This is a genomic window from Desulfomarina sp. (genome assembly GCF_054039375.1).
The window spans coordinates 14,346-29,108 of the sequence record NZ_JBPLBA010000092.1 but is presented as its reverse complement, the minus strand read 5'-3'; the positions used below and the strand labels follow the sequence as shown (position 1 = coordinate 29,108).

At 47.2% G+C, this 14,763-nt stretch carries 13 protein-coding genes; 6 read left to right on the top strand and 7 right to left on the bottom strand.

Annotated elements, in window-relative coordinates:
* The first annotated feature begins 1,039 nt into the window (after nucleotides 1-1,039).
* Nucleotides 1,040-1,414 carry a helix-turn-helix domain-containing protein gene (locus ACXLDX_RS04955; protein WP_457576087.1) on the top strand — a complete coding sequence of 125 codons (375 nt, stop codon included), beginning with the start codon at nucleotides 1,040-1,042 and terminating at the stop codon, nucleotides 1,412-1,414.
* Nucleotides 1,415-1,783: 369 nt separating this feature from the next.
* On the opposite strand, the gene mobA is transcribed toward ACXLDX_RS04955, so the two are convergent.
* The 3 genes from mobA to mqnB are packed head-to-tail and all read right to left on the bottom strand — an operon-like array spanning nucleotide 1,784 to nucleotide 4,258.
* Nucleotides 1,784-2,716, bottom strand: a complete 933-nt coding sequence (mobA, locus tag ACXLDX_RS04950; protein ID WP_457576086.1) for a molybdenum cofactor guanylyltransferase — start codon at nucleotides 2,714-2,716, stop codon at nucleotides 1,784-1,786.
* A gap of 2 nt (nucleotides 2,717-2,718) precedes the next feature.
* Nucleotides 2,719-3,561 carry a menaquinone biosynthesis family protein gene (locus ACXLDX_RS04945; protein WP_457576085.1) on the bottom strand — a complete coding sequence of 281 codons (843 nt, stop codon included), beginning with the start codon at nucleotides 3,559-3,561 and terminating at the stop codon, nucleotides 2,719-2,721.
* Nucleotides 3,515-4,258, bottom strand: a complete 744-nt coding sequence (mqnB, locus tag ACXLDX_RS04940; protein ID WP_457576084.1) for a futalosine hydrolase — start codon at nucleotides 4,256-4,258, stop codon at nucleotides 3,515-3,517. Before mqnB ends, ACXLDX_RS04945 begins: the two co-directional genes overlap by 47 nt.
* A 56-nt stretch (nucleotides 4,259-4,314) precedes the next feature.
* Here mqnB and queA point away from each other — a divergent pair, with 56 nt between their 5' ends.
* Nucleotides 4,315-5,433 carry a tRNA preQ1(34) S-adenosylmethionine ribosyltransferase-isomerase QueA gene (gene queA, locus ACXLDX_RS04935; protein WP_457576083.1) on the top strand — a complete coding sequence of 373 codons (1,119 nt, stop codon included), beginning with the start codon at nucleotides 4,315-4,317 and terminating at the stop codon, nucleotides 5,431-5,433.
* 230 nt (nucleotides 5,434-5,663) lie between these two features.
* On the opposite strand, the gene ACXLDX_RS04930 is transcribed toward queA, so the two are convergent.
* Complete coding sequence (locus ACXLDX_RS04930; RefSeq protein ID WP_457576082.1) at nucleotides 5,664-5,939, bottom strand: FmdB family zinc ribbon protein; 276 nt, start codon at nucleotides 5,937-5,939, stop codon at nucleotides 5,664-5,666.
* A gap of 526 nt (nucleotides 5,940-6,465) precedes the next feature.
* Between ACXLDX_RS04930 and murI the strand changes: the two genes are divergently transcribed.
* From murI to rpsA, 4 genes are read left to right on the top strand one after another with little or no spacing between them, the layout of a single operon-like run.
* Nucleotides 6,466-7,254, top strand: a complete 789-nt coding sequence (murI, locus tag ACXLDX_RS04925) for a glutamate racemase (protein WP_457576081.1) — start codon at nucleotides 6,466-6,468, stop codon at nucleotides 7,252-7,254.
* On the top strand, nucleotides 7,247-7,942 hold the full coding sequence (locus ACXLDX_RS04920; protein WP_457576080.1) for a LolA family protein: 696 nt from the start codon (nucleotides 7,247-7,249) through the stop codon (nucleotides 7,940-7,942). Before murI ends, ACXLDX_RS04920 begins: the two co-directional genes overlap by 8 nt.
* A gap of 1 nt (nucleotide 7,943) precedes the next feature.
* Nucleotides 7,944-9,767 carry a RiPP maturation radical SAM C-methyltransferase gene (locus ACXLDX_RS04915; protein ID WP_457576079.1) on the top strand — a complete coding sequence of 608 codons (1,824 nt, stop codon included), beginning with the start codon at nucleotides 7,944-7,946 and terminating at the stop codon, nucleotides 9,765-9,767.
* Nucleotides 9,754-10,953 carry a 30S ribosomal protein S1 gene (gene rpsA, locus ACXLDX_RS04910; protein WP_457576078.1) on the top strand — a complete coding sequence of 400 codons (1,200 nt, stop codon included), beginning with the start codon at nucleotides 9,754-9,756 and terminating at the stop codon, nucleotides 10,951-10,953. The genes ACXLDX_RS04915 and rpsA overlap by 14 nt, the downstream gene beginning before the upstream one ends.
* Nucleotides 10,954-11,037: 84 nt before the next feature.
* On the opposite strand, the gene ACXLDX_RS04905 is transcribed toward rpsA, so the two are convergent.
* From ACXLDX_RS04905 to ACXLDX_RS04895, 3 genes are all read right to left on the bottom strand, one after another.
* On the bottom strand, nucleotides 11,038-12,228 hold the full coding sequence (locus ACXLDX_RS04905) for an MFS transporter (protein ID WP_457576077.1): 1,191 nt from the start codon (nucleotides 12,226-12,228) through the stop codon (nucleotides 11,038-11,040).
* 136 nt (nucleotides 12,229-12,364) lie between these two features.
* On the bottom strand, nucleotides 12,365-12,964 hold the full coding sequence (locus ACXLDX_RS04900; protein ID WP_457576076.1) for a hypothetical protein: 600 nt from the start codon (nucleotides 12,962-12,964) through the stop codon (nucleotides 12,365-12,367).
* A 104-nt stretch (nucleotides 12,965-13,068) separates the two neighbouring features.
* Nucleotides 13,069-14,646 carry a multiheme c-type cytochrome gene (locus ACXLDX_RS04895; protein ID WP_457576075.1) on the bottom strand — a complete coding sequence of 526 codons (1,578 nt, stop codon included), beginning with the start codon at nucleotides 14,644-14,646 and terminating at the stop codon, nucleotides 13,069-13,071.
* Nucleotides 14,647-14,763 lie beyond the last annotated feature (117 nt).

Genomic DNA, 14,763 nt, shown 5'->3' with positions numbered 1-14,763 from the left:
CAGAATCTCCTGAACCTTGAATGGCATGAGATCATGGAAAATTTTAAAATGCGGATCAAAATCGGTAATCTCGTTTCCAAAATTAAGCACTAAGCATTCTCCCTGAATTGATGAGTATTTTTTAACTAATTGAGATAATAACAGAAATTGGCACTTGCTCACAGACATTCCAGCTTTTCAAGGTCTCTTGCCTGATTGCCCATGAAACTCAGCCAGCCTGGAGATGAGTTTTGTATGTAATTAGAAATAATTATATCCTTCTTTCCCTGAAAATAAAAAGAAAATCTATTTGCGTACTGAACTCAACCTGATACTCGTGACCAGTTACACTCCAAACCGTCAACAACCGGTATTTCGTAACTGCTCACAAGGGGCAGTACCTCCATGATTTTATTACCTCTTACCTAAATCCTGCACTTCAGAAAATGGAAAAATGAAATTATAGCTTAATTTCAATATGTTATGATATAATTAGTGAATTCGGCCATTCACTTTTTGGCTGAATGTACATTTTTTCATTTTCTTTGGACTGCGGGATTGGCAATTTTACCGAACCCGGAGTCTCGCAGGCTTGCTTACCTGCTTCGTTTTCATTGGCTTGAAGTATGCCCGTGCGTCGGCACCCCTGAACCTCACATCTCCGGCAAGTTGACGAGTGTCTGTCCAGAAATGAGGATTTTGTTAGAGATCAAGGCGCACGGGAATTTTTACCGCAGGCATATAATTGATATTCCAAGGATAAAATTTTTCGGGCAACGCAGATATCGGGCAAAAAGACCAACTATGGACAGGCGCCAGCAAAAACTCCGAACTTGCCAATTGCAGGATTCAGGTCTTAACTGTAATGCTCATCTGCCACAGACTTTTACAGGCTCTTTTGTTCGCTGCAGCCTGTTCTATACAGGAAAAAGAGACCATGAAAAGCTGCGGTGCCTGTGAGCAATTGCGGTATGTCCCATGATTGCAGTCGCCAGATTTATGTGTTACAGTGTAGCACTTTAAAGAGCCGTTTTTTTAAATGTCAACCTACAGGATGCCCATGGAAAGCAGCGATTTTTCAGCCATAAGAAAGAAATTAAAAAAGACACAAAAAGAAATCGCCACCCTTCTCGGCATTTCCCTCAAAGCTGTCTGCAGCTACGAGCAGGGCTGGAGGAGTATTCCCGGACATGTCGAACGACAACTGCTCTTTCTGATCTTTCGCAAACGAAGAAAAACAATTGCCAAACTGAACTGCTGGGATCTGAAAAAGTGCCCGGAGGAAAAAAAGATGAACTGTCCCGCCTGGGAGTTTGACTCAGGTGAGTTCTGCTGGTTCATAAACGGCACCATCTGTGAATGCGCCGCAAAGAAAACCTGGAAAGAGAAGATAAAAGTCTGTAAGGACTGCACTGTGATGAAACATATTACCTAAATCCTGCACTTCAGAAAATGAAAAAATATAAATATCATTTGATTTCAATGTATTAAGATGTATTTAATGAATTTGGTCATTCACTTTTTGAGTGATAGTAAATTTTTTCATTTTCTTTGCCCTGCGGGATTGGCAATTTTACCGAATCTGCTTCGTTTTCAATGGCTTGAAGTATGTCTATACGTCAGCGCCATTGAACCTCGCATCTTCGGTAAACTTGCCAATTGCAGGATTTAGTTATTATTAAATCCTGGTCTCTTTCATCGTAATTACTCACAGGTACCTCAGTTTTCACGGTCTCTTTTGTCCGCAAAAATCTGCGGCACCTGTGAGCAATTACAGTTCAGAAGTAATAAAATCACACAGTTGCTATCCCTGTGACCAATTACCTTTCATCTTCATATCTGCCAGCTGCTCAGGAGTATTGATATTTCTCCAGCTCCCGTTCAGTTCACCGGGAATCACGGGATTATATATTTTCGGATGAACTCCCACCCTGCTTATCTTCATAATATTCTGCTGCCGCAGCTCTTCAAAAATTGTTGCCGCCCGCATATCATAACAGGCCAGTAACGGTTCCAGGAAACCATCTTCCGACAACCTGGGGACAATCCCCCAGCGACCGGCAGCCCGTTGTCCCGCCAGCCACGCAAGGGCCCTGCTCTGAATATCGGGCATATCGCAGGCGACAAGGATCCAGGAGGCCATTGGCAGCCATCCGGTCGCGGACAGAATGCCGGCCAGGGGCCCGACTGTGCCGATTGCATCGGGTAAACGCCGGAGCGTGCTTAACCCTTTTGGTACCTCTCCAGCACCGGAAATAATAATATCAGTCACAAAAGGACGCAGGGTTTCAACAGTGCGTTCAAGCCAGGACCTGCCGTCAGGACCGGGCAGCAAGTGTTTCGGCCTGCCCATTCTGGAACTTTTTCCCCCGATGAGAACACAGGCCCAGAGGGGAATGCGATAGACAAGGCTATCCAGATGTATCAGGAATTCTGCCAGAAAAGCTTCCCGGCTCTTGAAATCCATGCCGGAACAACACAGGTCACCCTTTTTTTTCCGATGACAGTTCACTTTGATCTCCTGCAGATCAAAATCTGTTTTTCCCGAAATCAAAACAACATCAGCCCGAACCGAGAGAGAGTAAAGATCCCGCTCATTCTCTGCCGCACTTTCATCAATCACAAGTGTCTCAAGATTATTTTCCTCAAGACTTGTGCGCAGCCAACGGATGAAAAAATCTTTTTCCTTGCCACACGCTCCGACAACAGCAAATAGTGGTAAATCAGACAATTCCATATTCATTGCACCATAAAAGGTCTGCCGGTCGGAGGCAGGACACCAGCTTCGTGACCTTTTTGCAGGAATCTGGATATAGCTTCAATACCTTCCTCACCAAGATTTTCAGAATAGTCGTTAACATAGAGATTAATGTGGTTCTTCACCACATCAGGCGTCAGCTCCTGGCTGTGCTTATGAATATAGGGCAGGCAATGTTCAGGATGGGCAAGAGCATACTGTACACTTTTCCGGATAGCCTGCTCCACCGCAGCACCCGCTTTGTCGCCAAGACTTCTTTTCATGGCGATACACCCGAGGGGAAGCGGCAGACCGGTCAGATCCTCCCACCATTGTCCCAGGTCCTGAAGGGCGACCAGACCATGTTGTTCGTAAACAAAACGGGACTCATGAATAATCACCCCCGCCTCAACCGTACCATTTTCAATCGATTGCATAATCAGGTCAAAACGCATCTCCACCAGGTCAATACAGTCTGGCAGAAACATGCGCAAAAGCAGAGCCGCCGTGGTCAATTTCCCGGGAATGGCAATTCTTTTGTTTTTCAGAGCAGATAAGGCGAAGGGTTTTCTACCGACGAGCAGAGGGCCGCACCCCCTGCCCAGAGCAGAACCTGATCCCAGCACACAATAATCATCCAGCACATGGGCCAGAGCATGAAAAGACAGTTTCGTTATATCAAGCTGCCCTTCAAGTGCCCGTAAATTAAGTTGCTCCACATCTTCAAGAACAGGGTCCTGAAAACGATATCCGGGAAGAGAAATCTTCCCATGAACAAGACCGTAAAAAATAAAGGTGTCATTTGGACAGGGGGAATACCCCAGGCTGAGGGACTCCATTTTCATCGAACCTCAAGGATTCTGGTGTTTTTATAATCATATGTGCGGCGTGGGCCGCCTTCTCACATGCCGCTTCCAACTGCCAGCTGACAGGATCACGGTCTTCAACATAATTCGAAATTGCCCGGATTTCCAGGCAGGGAAGATCAAATTCACTACAGACCCGGACAACAGCGGCACCCTCCATGTTTTCACAGAGCCCCGCCCAGTTCTGCTGAAGCATATTCCCCCGATGGCGGGTTGCTGAAGCGCAGTTCACGGTAATAAAGGAACCCGACCAGCAGGAAATCCTGTTTTTGTCCAGTATCTGTTTCGCTCTTTTCAGCCACTGCCGATCCAGCGAAAAACGGTTTTTTCCGAATTCAGGGCTGTCGAAATATTCAACACCGTTACCCGAGCAAAAGCCGAAATCCCCGAAAATTTCCTCCTCAGCCATGCAGATATCAAGAAGTTTCGGATGGATGGACTGCCCGACGTAAGCTCCCGCCACCCCGAAATTAATAACCAGATTAATTTTTGTATCACATCTTGCCAGAAAAAGGGCCAGGCGCACAGACGTCTCCACCGGCCCGACTCCGGTCACCAGGGACAGACACACTGTTCTTTCAAGTTCAACAAGCTGAAGAAACGGCTTCAGCTCCAATTTTGTTGCAGTAACAGCAAGAATCATGGTATCTACACGCCAGTCTGATGGCTGAAACAAAGAGTTGCTGCCTCTGATCAAAAATTGCTCACAGGCACCGAAAATTAATAATTAACATGAACATAACCGAAAATGACCTTTCTCTGAAAGGATATAATTATAACCTGCCACCTGAAAACATTGCCCAGTATCCTGCCGACAGAAGGGACAACTCCAGGCTTCTGGTTCTGCGGACAACGAGTGGAGAAATCGAACACCGCCGTTTCAAGGCCATTGCTGATCTGATCGACCCCCGGGATATGCTGGTGATGAACAATACCCGCGTGTTTCCCGCAAGACTGATTGGTCAAAAGGAAACTGGAGGAAAAGCGGAAGTTTTTCTTCTGAACTATCCGAAATGGGACAGAAGGATAAAAAAATATACAGCGACGGCACTGGTCAGGAGTTCCAAACGTCCCAGACCCGACAGCACTATTACCATCAATGCGACTCTTTCCTGCACCGTAAACGAGCTGCTTGCCGACGGCAAGGTGCAGCTCCTGATCAATTGTAAGGATAAAAACAGACTCGAACAGATCCTGCAGGATTCAGGACAGGTACCACTTCCACCCTACATCTCCAGAAAAAAAGGAACCACTCCCGATGATCTGCAGCGATACCAGACAGTCTATGCTGAAAAAGCAGGTGCGGTTGCCGCCCCGACCGCCGGTCTGCATTTTACGCATGAACTTATGGACAGAATCAGACAGCGGGGAACCCGGCTGGGAACAATTACCCTGCATGTGGGATATGGAACATTCGCTCCCGTGCGTACGGAAAACATCGAGAAACACACTATTCACAGTGAGTATATTGAAGTGCCGGAAAAAACAGTGGAAAAAATTCTGCAGACAAAAGCGGACGGAGGGAAAATCTGGGCAGTAGGCACAACTACTGTCAGGGCACTGGAATTTTCAGCTCAACAGACCGGCTCACCGACAGCAACAAAAGGCTGGTGTGATCTTTATATTTACCCAGGCTTCCCATTCCGGGTCATCGATAATCTTATCACCAACTTCCATCTACCCGATTCTTCGCTCATGTTTCTTGTCTCGGCCCTCTGTGGTCGTAAAACACTGCTTGAATGTTATAAGGAAGCAATCCGTCAGGACTACCGGTTTTATTCATACGGGGATGCCATGGCAATAGTGACCAACTCGACTGGACAGTATGACTCAAATGCAACAGATGAATGAAAATCCCAACTGCGACAGCACAACCATCAGCCGCGGATTATCAGGTAAACCGGCATGGCCGGACCCTATGGCTCGGCCGCAAAAAGCCAATGAAAATTCCGACTGCGGCAATACAACCCTCAGCCGAGGATTTTCAGGTAAACTGCCTGCAAAAGACCCAATCCTGAATCCGTAATAAAATGCGTTTTTTTGTTACGGATTCAGGATCATCTCTCTCTTCCCCTGCATTATCACCCGGCGGCAGCCGGACATGAGGAACAGCTTCCACCACTTTGACAGGCTGGAGCCGGACTTTCCGTTTTTTTGGAATTCTCTGCAGAACCGGCCACACTGGAATAACCATCGGCATACCATCCGCCACCCTTCAGTTGAAAGGAACTCATTGAAACCAGTTTTCTCACCGGTCCGTCACACTCCGGACAATTGGTGAGAGGATCATCAGACATCCGCTGCTGAACTTCAAAAACCTTTTCACACTCCCTGCATTCATACTCGTAAACCGGCATCGTAATCACCTGTTTTTTTATTCTTTTAAACACTCATCAAATAGTAACTACTCACAGAAGTAGCAATTATGTGATTTTATTACCTCTGAACTGTAATTGCTCACAGGTGCCGCGGATTTTTGCAGGCTCTTTTGTTCGTTATAGCCTACTATGCGGACAAAAGAGACCGTGAAAAGCTGCGGTACCCGTGAGTAATTACATCAAATATTTCGCTGTATATTCCCGTCCCGGTCATCAATGACCGGTTTTCTCCGGTATCAACCGGAAGGTAACTTAATTCTCCTTGAGTCCTCTGTCAATATCTGCGAAAAAACTCTTGCGGTTCTGCAAAATAAAGTCATAAAGCCCGGCACCTGTGACCAATTACACAAAAAGAGCCGCTTGTTACACCCGTTTTTTTCTGGTATAGATGAGCAGCAGGTTGAATATAACGTAACTACTCACAGGTGCCGCTGCCAGTAAGGCCAACTCATTAAGTGGCATCCCTGCCTGAACGGCAGCCTAATTTTTTTGCAACTGACCCCCCATGATCGGCATTTTTGATTCAGGTATCGGCGGGCTGACGGTCGCCCATGCCATTGAGCAGATCCTGCCCCGTCACTCACTCGTCTATTTTGGCGATATTGCCAGAACACCCTACGGCAGTAAAAGCAGGAAAACTCTGATTCATTATTCCCTGGAAAATACGGAATTTCTCGTGAAAAAAGGGGCAAAAATCATCGTTATCGGCTGCAATTCAGCAGCAAGCGTGGCCGCGGGAGAAATACGAAAAACATTCAATATTCCCGTTTTCGAGGTCATTACTCCTGCCGCAGAACAGGCAGTAGCAGCCGACAGAAACGGCCGAACAGGTATCATCGGTACCAGGGCCACAATCAGCAGCAGGGCCTACGACAGGGCCATAAAAAAACTGAAACCGGATATCCGTGTTTTCTCACAACCCTGCCCTCTTCTTGTCCCCCTGGTGGAAGAAGGCTGGATAAACAAGAGAGAGACAAAGATGATCCTGCGAAGATATCTCCACAGTCTGAAGAACAGACAGCTGGACACTCTTATACTCGGATGCACCCATTATCCTCTTCTCCGCCATCTGATCCAACCGAGAATCGGCAAAAAAGTCACGCTCATAGATTCCTCCACTGCATTGGCCACGCAACTTAAGAATTACCTTGAAGAACAACCGGAGCTGGACATGGATACAAATGAAAATCGCAGTTACTATTTTTCTGACCTTACCGAAACAAGCATGCAGACGGCCGCATCCCTTTTTCAGAAAAACATCAATCTTCAACTTGCCCGGATAGATCATGCGTAAAACTTTTCCCTTTGCCTTCAGCTTTTTCCTGCTTTTTCTCAGCTTGACTTATCCACTTTACGCAACACAACCACCTGTCGAACCTGTAAAAACAGCTGCAAGACTCCAGGCCAGAATCGATACAATTAAAAGTATCTCATTCCAGTTTTACCAGCAGACAAGGGGAGAACTCACGGGACGCCCCCGAAAGGGGTCAGGCAGGGCCATTTTTTTAAAAGATAATAACAGGGGACTTATGCGATGGGATTATACCAGTCCCGACCGTCAGGTACTCGTCAGTGACGGCAGACTCTTTTCCATGTATTTTGAAAAGCTGCACCAGATGATTGTCACCCCTGCAGAAAAACTGAAAAATGACCTGACCTACTCATTTTTTATTGGTCATTCCAGGCTGACAGATGATTTTTATATCCTGCCACCGGATCCTGATATCGGCGGACACAGGGATGGAATGAGTGTTATCAGGCTGGTTCCCAAAATTCCCCACGCCCAGATTGAAAATATCCACTTGTGGGTTACAGGAGACTCTCTTATTCGCAGGATTACCCTTCTTGATCATTTCGGCACAGAAACTGTTCTCAGCTTCAGCGATATCCAGATCGATCCCTTAAAGGATCTGGACGAAAAAGCGATAAGAGACATGTTCTCTTTTACTCCACCAGAAAACACTGAAATCATTGAACAGTAATATGGCTGACAGGCCCCCGTTTCGACTGGCGCTGATCTCCATGCCCTGGTCAATTTTCAACCGTCCCTCTATCCAGCTGGCAACGCTCAAGGCTTTCCTGGAAAGGGAGCAGGAAACCTGTACCGTTGACACCTTTCATCCCTATCTGCATATCGCCAGAGCCGTAGGTACAGATGCATACAGAAAAATATCCGCCAACATCTGGGCAGGGGAAGCCCTTTTCTCTTCCCTGCTCTTCAAATCGCAGAAAGAGAGTGCGGAAACACTCTTTTCCACAGAACTGAGCACAAAACAAAGCCACCTGAAATTTGATGCACTGGCAGAACGGATCCAAAAAGAGGCGGCAGAGTGGCTGAAAACCGTCAACTGGAGCAACTATGACCTGGTAGGTTTTTCAGTCTGTTTCAGCCAGCTCCTTCCCTCTCTATATATGGCCTCAGAAATCAAAAAGGTCTGCCGCGTCCCCATACTTTTTGGAGGTTCTTCCTGCAATGACCAGATCGGAAGATCGCTGCTTGACCATTTTCCACAGATCGACTTCCTTATTGACGGAGAAGGAGAGCTTCCCCTGCTCTTTCTCGTCAGAACCCTGCAGAACAACAAAAAACCGGCTACCCGCTATCTCACCTGCGGCCAAGAAATTCAGGATCTCAATACGCTTCCCGTGCCTGATTACTCACCTTATTTCCAGGAAATATCCACAGTTTTTCCCGACCAGCCATTTATTCCTTTACTGCCGGTCGAATTTTCCAGGGGCTGCTGGTGGAACAAATGCTCGTTCTGCAACCTCAATCTCCAGTGGCAGAAATACCGCTGGAAAAACAGTGTAAGAATGATGGCAGAAACAGAACACCTTTCCCGCCGCCATGAATGCCTCAATTTCACCTTCACTGACAATGCCCTGCCCATAAGAGAAGCTGACAGTTTTTTTCACAACCTGGCAGAAAAAACTGTCGATCTGAATTTTTTTGCGGAAATCAGAACCATAACCAAACCTGAACGACTGCAGACCTACAGGAAGGGTGGTCTGGACACGGTGCAGATCGGTATTGAATCCCTTTCCGGATCACTCCTCAAAAAGATGCGAAAGGGAACAACTGTCATGGACAATATTGCCGCAATGAAGTTATGTTGCGAATACGGTATCCGGGTTGAAGGTAATCTCATTGTTGAATTTCCGGGAACAACTCCTGAAGAGATCAACGAAACCCTGGAAAACCTGGATTTCGTCCTTCCCTTTTCTCCACTCGGTCCCGCCCGTTTTTTTCTCGGCCATTCCTCGCCCATGCATCGCAACTGCCAGGATTTTGGTATCCACTCCACCATGGTTCACCATAAAATTAAAAAACTATTTCCAAAAAATTACCACCAGTCCCTGTGGCAGCTCATTCTCGGATACCGGGGGGACCGTGGTCACCAGCAGCACTTATGGCAACCGGTCATAAAAAAGATAGAGCGCTGGCAGCATTTTCATGCTAAGAGAGCAGACAGAAAAAATGGAGTACTGACTGTCAGGGACGGTGGAACATTTCTCATTATCCGCCAGGAATTTGCCGATGGCAGGGTGCTGCAGCACAGACTGAAAGGACTTTCCCGCGCCATCTACCTTTTCTGCCATACTCCGAAAAGTTTTTCAGAAATTTTACGTGTATTTACCACGATCAACAAAAATCAACTGCTAACCTTTCTCAACGAACTGACCCTGAAAAAAATAGTCTTTATGGAGCACGAGACTGCACTGTCCCTGGCAGTCAGACAACCTGGCTCCTTAACTCAATCCCATCATCAGGAAATCAACACAGGAAAAAGCAATGTCCCAGAATGAGAGTTTTGAAGATTTATTCAAGGTGGAAGAAACAAAAAAACTGCGACACCTGACTCCCGGTCAGAAAATAACGGCAACCATTGTCTCGATTGGGGAAGAGACAACCTTTCTCGATGTTGGCGGCAAAAGTGAAGGCATTCTGAACAGCTCTGAACTCAAAAATGAGGAAAACCAGTTCACAAAATCAGTCGGCGAAACGGTTGATGTCTATTTTCTCCAATCAAAGGGAGCTGAAATGCTCTTCACCACCTCCCTGGGGTCCGGATCATCTGCAGCCCATCTTGAGGAAGCCTTCCACGGCGGAATTCCTGTTGAAGGCTTTGTCAAAGCCGAGATAAAGGGTGGTTTTGAAATCACTCTGGGTGGCAATATCCGGGGGTTCTGTCCATATTCCCAGATGGGCCTCAGGCGAGTGGATGATGCGGCTGGAGAGTACCTGGACACCCATATGAAATTTCTTATCAGCCGCTTCGAAGAGGGCGGACGAAATATTGTCCTTTCAGCACGGGCCATCCAGGAAGCGGAAAGGGAAGAATTACGCGAAAAGCTGAAAGAAACCCTTGCCGAAGGACAGAGCGTTGAGGGAGAAATCAGCTCCATCAGGGATTTCGGTGCCTTTGTGGATCTCGGTGGGATTGACGGACTCATTCCCATTTCAGAAATCGGCTGGAGCCGGGTGGAGGACGTCAGCGACTGCTTCACTGTCGGCCAGAAGGTCAGTGTCATAGTGAAAAAACTTGACTGGGACAATAACAGAATCTCACTCAGCTATAAGGAAACTCTTGCAAATCCCTGGGACTCCGCGGTGGAAAATTTTCCTGAAGGATCGACCCACACGGGGACGGTCGCCCGTCTGGCCCAGTTCGGTGCCTTTGTTACATTGATACCCGGAATTGACGGACTCGTCCATATTTCAAAACTGGGTAACGGTCGGAGAATCCATCACCCGAGAGAAGTACTGGAAGAAGGACAGAATATCGATGTCAAAGTTGAAAAGGTTGACCTGGATGAACGACGAATAAGCCTTGTACCCGCCGACTATGTCTCCCAGGAAGGCAGAGAACAGAAAGAAAAGGATGAATATCGCACCTATATCTCCAAAGATAAAAAGAAGAAAAGCAGCGGTATGGGCTCCTTAGGTGCTCTTCTCCAGGCAAAACTGAAGGAAAAGAAAAAAAACGGATAAGTTTAATAAAATCATTGAGTTGATGCTCCAGCGACCAATTACGGATAATTCCGTAACCACTCTAAAAGCAACAACTCTGTGATTTTATTGCCTCTGAACGGAGGCCGCCGATTCTTTTTCTCCGCCGCGGAAGATCATTCCGGCCGCCAGTATGGTCAGGATCATTACCGCGGCCGCACACACATAAAACGCCCAGTGAATCCCCAGGACATCCATGGACGTTCCAGCCAGTACCGCACCCGTGAGAACACCGCCGCTCATGGCAAAACTGAAAACCCCCATCATTGTTCCATGACCATATAACCTTTTACCCTCCTCCGAGGCATAGGCACCCAGTACCGGCCAGACGATGGCTTCGCCGCATCCAAGCAGCATGTATAAACCAACCATCAGGTGAAATTTTTTTATAGACGGTACAAATAAAATCGCCAGGATCATGCAGAACACTCCAATCAGAAGAAGAACGATTTTACTGTATTTATCAGCCAGACGACCAAAAGGAAGCTGCAGCAGTGCATTGACCAGGGTACGGGCTGCAATGACAAAACCGACCTGCAACCCGGTATGCGCCGGCCATTCAGACATGAGAAGAGGAAGAAAAGCCATGGTTGGCACCATGACGATCATGGTTGCATACCTGGCCAGTAAAATCCCCAGGGTGCGGCTTGAACGAGTCATGACAGCAACACTTTTCAACAGAGACACGGGTTTCTTTCCTTCCCCTGGACTGTAGCGGGGCATATTGACGATCACCAGAAAAAAGGCAAGAAAACTCATGCCCGCCATCAGATAGAAAACAGAGAAAAATCCGAACAGATCAGAAAAAAGTCCGCCGATAATCGGGCCACAGCCAATACCACAGAAAATAGCTATATTGAGATAGCTCATATAGCGCCCTTCCTGCCCCGCGGGAGAGAGCATGCTCATATAAGCCATACCGATGGGTACAATCATGGCAGAGCCAACACCATGAAAGGCCCGGATAACAATGAGATGAAAGATATTTCTCGCCTGTGGAATCAGGAGACCGACCAGGCCATAGATAAGAAGCCCCGCCACCAGAAAATGTTTACGACCCCAGCGATCCGACAGACTGCCGACCACAGGTTGAAGCAGCCCGCGGCTGATGGAAAAAACGCCGATAATCATACCGAGACCAAGCCCGCCGGCCCCAAGTTCGGAGGCGAATACAGGCATAACCGGCACAATGATACCCATACCGAGCAGGGCAATAAAAACGGAGAGAAGAAGAGTGACAAGGGTATTGTTTTTCATAAAGAGCCCAAGGTGTTCAGCAGGTGAAAGGGAACATGCACAGAAAAGCAGTACCCGTCCAGGAATGCACTATAGACATCCTCAATAAATTGTCACCCTTTTCCAGACTTCAAGGCTCCACTCCTTTTAAAAAAAACTACCGGTTATAAAATTTCTCCAGCAGGCGGGGAGAGGAAATGATCCAGTGAATATCATTCTCCTGCGCATTTTCATCTGTCGCATCACTGAATGTCAGCCTGGATTTAAATTTGACCGTTGCGATAACTTTTACAGTTCCCTCCTGTTTTGAGTTCACATAATCATCTTCAGAAATCCTGCCGTTTCTGCTGTAGGCCCAGTAAATGATCTGGTCATGGGCCTCGCTGGTGGGATCACCGAACGACATCATCAGATCGGCCACCATATTTTTTAACTCCAGACCGGTTGCCTTTTCTTTTTTCTCATATATAGCGAGAATAATGTCCCTTTTTCCATCCACCAGGACATGAATATCACCGTCTGTAAAAGTAAACGTTCCGGGATAAGATTTTTTTTCCATATTTCTGCCGGCCAGAGCCTTCTGCTCCTCACTCAGTTTATGAGCGACAAAGTAACCATTTACTCCAAGCTGCAAAGCAGCAACCTGCTTTTCGAGAGCTGCACTGTCAACTGTTTTCGACATTGCCTGTACAGCAAAAAACAGGATACACAGAATCAATGGCAATATACGCCTGTGCTGTTTTTCCTTCAATCCCATGAAACCTCCTAAAAAAAACCGCCCCGACCATAATGGTCGGAGCGGAAAGGTAATTAGAATTATTTGGAGAAAACACTGGAAAAAGTGTTTTCCTGGTTAAAGACCTACTGCTTATAACGTTCCTTCTGTTCGGCCTCAATCGCTTTCATAACATCGGCGTTAAAGCCTTCCTTATACCATTTATGCTCCGGACGCGCGAGGATCGCATCAATTTCCTTCTTGTACTTCTCGGTCATGTCATGCTTGGCCGCCAGATGGATAAGTTCCGGAATAAACTTGAAATAAAACTTTTCGGCCACATCATAAAGACCATGCCAGTGAGTGTAATCCGGACCCTGCATGGCGGCACCGTGACGCGCACGACGACCTTCATGATGCCAGATTTCCCACCAGATCCAACCGAGATCAGTATGGAAGGTGGAACCTTTGATGAGACCATCTTTTTTCGCCATACCGTACAGTTTCTTGGCGGGCTTGGCAAATTTTTCATTATAGGTGACCACCAGAGCATCAAACTGCTTGTAAAAATTATCAATCTGCTGCATACCATGACAGTTTTTACAGACACCTTTCATATTTGCCCGACGCTCTTCCCAGGACACAACTTCTGCGATTTCCTTGATGGCAGTAACTTTCTTCCAGTTACCATCCTTGATAACAAAAGTCTTGTACTCTTTTTCCGTGCCGGCCTGGGGGGCAATTTCACCCGGGATATCAGCGACAGTACCGTCATCAAAAATAACCCTGTTCAGCTTGACGGAGACTTTGGGACGCAGGGTCCAGGAAATTCTGTCACCGACATTATGGGTATTTTGAACAACCGCACCGTTGGATTTTTCGTATGCTCCCATATGACAGGTGGAGCAGGTGGGGGCTGTGTAATAATCCTTACCAAGCACCCAGGTGCCGGCTTTCTGGATATTCATACCGTTCATACCGCGGCCGCGATCCGCCGAATAATAAGCGATACCATGCTTGGATTCCTCGTAGATCTCTTTCTGGGGATGATCCGGACCAAGGTGACATTTGCCACAGTTTTCAGGCTGGCGGGCAACGGCAGAGCGAAAGGAGTGTTTGGAGTGACAGGCCATGCAGGAGCCTTTGGAACCATCGGGATTGATACGGCCGATACCGGTGTTCGGGTAGGTCATGGGATCAAGCATTACGGCATGGAACTCGTTCTTCAGAGTTTTACCGTCCTTGTCGGTCTGTACCTTGAGCACGGAGCCATGACACTGCCAGCAGCCGTTAACCGCGTCGGCCTTGTCCTCGAGTGAACAGATAACCTCCCCCAGCACGTTGTCAAGAGAGGCCATGATCTGTCCCGCAGAGGCATGATGGGAGTTTTCCATTTCCTTTGCTTCCCGGGCGTGACAGAGACCGCAATCTCTTGGAGACTGAACTGTCTTGATAATTGCACCCTCATGCTCATAGGCCAGTATATCATCCTTCTGGGCCGCATGGCAGTTATAACAGGCCACGTTTGCCGCTGCATGGGGAGAATGCTGCCACTGCTTGACCATGGATTTGTTTTCCTTCAGGTGGCAGTTAACACATTTCACATTCAACGCTTTATTCTTTTCATTATTCGCATCCATTGATGCCTTTGTTGTGGCGAAAGCGGGAATCGAAATAAAGATCCCTGCAAGCACCAGCAAAAGCATTTTTTTCCAATGTTGCATACTGTTTTCCTCCGAAATAGAATTTTTTTTAAATCCCTTACATAACCGCTGGAAACGGTTTGGCCAGATTTCTCTCCCTTGTCATCCACCTCCCTTGCTGAATTTTGATCATTTTTC

What these genes read in the sequence shown, in the direction of transcription:
- ACXLDX_RS04955 (WP_457576087.1), top strand. Translation starts at nt 1,040, where the DNA reads ATGGAAAGCAGCGATTTTTCAGCCATAAGAAAGAAATTAAAAAAGACA.
- mobA (WP_457576086.1), bottom strand. Translation starts at nt 2,716, where the DNA reads ATGGAATTGTCTGATTTACCACTATTTGCTGTTGTCGGAGCGTGTGGC.
- ACXLDX_RS04945 (WP_457576085.1), bottom strand. Translation starts at nt 3,561, where the DNA reads ATGAAAATGGAGTCCCTCAGCCTGGGGTATTCCCCCTGTCCAAATGAC.
- queA (WP_457576083.1), top strand. Translation starts at nt 4,315, where the DNA reads ATGAACATAACCGAAAATGACCTTTCTCTGAAAGGATATAATTATAAC.
- ACXLDX_RS04930 (WP_457576082.1), bottom strand. Translation starts at nt 5,939, where the DNA reads ATGCCGGTTTACGAGTATGAATGCAGGGAGTGTGAAAAGGTTTTTGAA.
- murI (WP_457576081.1), top strand. Translation starts at nt 6,466, where the DNA reads ATGATCGGCATTTTTGATTCAGGTATCGGCGGGCTGACGGTCGCCCAT.
- ACXLDX_RS04920 (WP_457576080.1), top strand. Translation starts at nt 7,247, where the DNA reads ATGCGTAAAACTTTTCCCTTTGCCTTCAGCTTTTTCCTGCTTTTTCTC.
- ACXLDX_RS04915 (WP_457576079.1), top strand. Translation starts at nt 7,944, where the DNA reads ATGGCTGACAGGCCCCCGTTTCGACTGGCGCTGATCTCCATGCCCTGG.
- rpsA (WP_457576078.1), top strand. Translation starts at nt 9,754, where the DNA reads ATGTCCCAGAATGAGAGTTTTGAAGATTTATTCAAGGTGGAAGAAACA.
- ACXLDX_RS04905 (WP_457576077.1), bottom strand. Translation starts at nt 12,228, where the DNA reads ATGAAAAACAATACCCTTGTCACTCTTCTTCTCTCCGTTTTTATTGCC.
- ACXLDX_RS04900 (WP_457576076.1), bottom strand. Translation starts at nt 12,964, where the DNA reads ATGGGATTGAAGGAAAAACAGCACAGGCGTATATTGCCATTGATTCTG.
- ACXLDX_RS04895 (WP_457576075.1), bottom strand. Translation starts at nt 14,646, where the DNA reads ATGCAACATTGGAAAAAAATGCTTTTGCTGGTGCTTGCAGGGATCTTT.